A 788-nucleotide genomic window follows, 5' to 3' on the forward strand; every position below is an offset into this window, starting at 1 on the left:
GGTGGTGTTTCAAAAAGTATGCTGGCATTAAACGAATCCATTATTGATATAAAAGAACACTAAATCAAAGGCTTTGAAATGATTTTCAAGCTTTTTGGAGAAGTTGCAGCTTCTCCTAAAGCCTCGCCTGATTCGATGCCGTAATCGACAATTATTGCCTTCTATACCCACAGTGAAAAATTTACCAATCAACTGTTTGCATTCTTTAAAGGTCGTAACAAAGCTATCCCAATGGTCACTTGATATACATGTATAGCTTACACCTAACTGCTTCAATTTTAATTTAAGTCGTTTTGCAGTGGCTAAATCTCGGTTACCCCATACATAAGCAACAATTTCACCTGTTTCTCGATGATAGGCATAAATTAGCCATTGTTTATTTTGCTTATGACCAACAAAAGTCCAAAACTCATCTACTTCAAGGGTTTCATAATGACTTTGCTGTGCTCGAAGTTGATATTTTGATTGGCTAAGTGTCCGTAGAACTTTACCGATACTTACTCTTTCAATTTCTGCTATATCCCTGACACCACTGCCTCGCACCATGAGGTGTAATATTTTGGTTTTGATACCTGAGTGACAGCCTTGATAACTGAGAGCATGATCACCAATAAATTGACGTCTGCATATTTTACATTGGTAATTTTGCTTACCATCTACTTTTGTGCCATTTTTCTTTATACTGTCACTTAGGCAGGCTGGACACTTGATTTCTAGAGTTATTCGCATTTCTCTATTTTATCAAAATCCAACCTGCTTTTTTTCAGCATACTTTTTGAAACACCACC

At 36.7% G+C, this 788-nt stretch carries 1 protein-coding gene; it reads right to left on the minus strand.

The genetic code is table 11. The annotated features are described in order from the left end of the window. Positions 1-27: 27 nt before the first annotated feature. Positions 28-729, minus strand: a complete 702-nt coding sequence (locus tag IRT38_RS17400; RefSeq protein ID WP_004282341.1) for an IS1 family transposase — start codon at positions 727-729, stop codon at positions 28-30. Positions 730-788 lie beyond the last annotated feature (59 nt).

This window comes from Acinetobacter sp. SK-43 (genome assembly GCF_015351505.1).
Classification (GTDB): Bacteria; Pseudomonadota; Gammaproteobacteria; order Pseudomonadales; family Moraxellaceae; genus Acinetobacter; species Acinetobacter junii.

Bases quoted from the DNA above. Each gene is read 5' to 3' on its own strand.
- IRT38_RS17400 (WP_004282341.1), bottom strand. From the start codon at position 729: ATGCGAATAACTCTAGAAATCAAGTGTCCAGCCTGCCTAAGTGACAGT.